A 1,506-nucleotide genomic window follows, 5' to 3' on the forward strand; every position below is an offset into this window, starting at 1 on the left:
GGTGGCGGTCCGGGCGCCGACATCGGCAAGACCCACCGTTACGCCATGCGGCTGGATGGCCACTACGATCTCCGGGCAGGAATTTTCGGGCGCGATGAGAGCAGTTCCCACGCCACCGCCGTCGAACTCGGCGTCGAACCGGGCCGCAACTACCGCGACATCCAGGAGATGGCCGAGGCTGAGGCCGCCCGTGAGGACGGTGTGGACGTGGTGGTTGTTGCGACGCCCAACGACAGCCACTTCGAGATCGCCCGTGCATTCCTTGAAAAGGGCATTGCAGTGGTTTGCGAGAAGCCCCTGACGCAGGATTCCGCCACTGCGGCCGAGCTGGTCCGGGTCGCAGCGGACAACGACGCAGTCCTTGCGGTGCCGCATTGCTATTCGGCCTACGCCATGGTGCGGCAAGCCGCGCGGATGGTCCGCAACGGCGAGCTGGGCGCCATTCGTTTTGTCGACGTCGAGCATGCGTCGGGCTGGGCAGCAACACCCCTCGAGAACGAAGGCCACAAACAGGCGAAATGGCGGACCAACCCTGACATTGCTGGGTTCCCGAGTGTCGTGGGCGACCTCGGCACCCACGCCCTCCATCTGCTCCGCTACATCACCGGGCTCGAAGCAAAACGCTTGTCCGGCCGCTTGCAGACGTTCGTGCCTGGGCGGCGCGTTTTCGACAACGCCACCGTGGAACTTGAACTGACCGGCTCAGTTCCCGCGCGGCTGTGGGCCAGCATGGCGGCTACCGGCCATAACCACGGGCTCCGCATCCGGGTCTACGGCGAAAAGGGCAGCCTGGAATGGCAGCACGAAGACCCGCACCACCTCAAGGTCCAGGACCTCGCAGGGGCCACCACCATCCTCACGCACGGACTCAGCACCCTGCACGACGACGCGTCCCGGCTCACGCGCGTGGGTCTCGGCCACCCGGAGGGCTTCCTTGAGGCCTTCGCCAATTTCTACTCGGACCTGGCTCAGGTGCTGCGCGCCCGCCGCGACGGCACGCCGCTCCCGGACCGCGAGCTGACCTTCCCCACCGGGATCGACGGCCTGATCGGTGTCCAGTTCGTCGAAGCCGTCGCCGCGTCGCATCACGATGACTCCGCGTGGACAGTCCCCGCGTCCGCCCTAAAGAAAGCAGCACTCTGACATGCCCCGTTTCGCCCTCCTCGGAGCCGGGTTCATCGGCTCCGTCCACGCAACCAACCTCGCAGCCCACCCCGGGATCGACTTCCGCCTGGTGTACGACGTCGACCAACAGCGGGCACAGACCCTCGCCGCCGCGCATGGCGCCTCGGCTGCCACCACCCTTGAGGAGGTCTTCGACCCTCAGGCGATCGACGCCGTCTTCATCGCGTCCTCCACCGATACGCACGCCGGGCACCTCCGCCGGGCCGCCGCCGTCGGAATCGCCGCGCTCTGCGAGAAGCCCATTGACCTGGACCTGGACCGCGCCCGCGAAACGGCAGCCTTCGCACAGGAGAGCGGCGTGCCCGTCATGGTGGACTTCAA

The 1,506-nt window shown here is 67.1% G+C and carries 2 protein-coding genes; both read left to right on the forward strand.

Going from position 1 to position 1,506, the window contains the following annotated elements; translation table 11 throughout:
• On the forward strand, positions 1 to 1,143 hold a 1,143-nt coding region (locus LRQ04_RS20470; RefSeq protein ID WP_235522138.1), incomplete at its 5' end, for a Gfo/Idh/MocA family protein.
• Between the two features lies 1 nt (position 1,144).
• Positions 1,145 to 1,506, forward strand: a 362-nt coding sequence (locus LRQ04_RS20475; protein ID WP_235522139.1) for a Gfo/Idh/MocA family oxidoreductase, incomplete at its 3' end; no start/stop codon positions are given.

The organism is Paenarthrobacter sp. AR 02, from assembly GCF_021538675.1.
GTDB lineage: Bacteria > Actinomycetota > Actinomycetes > Actinomycetales > Micrococcaceae > Arthrobacter.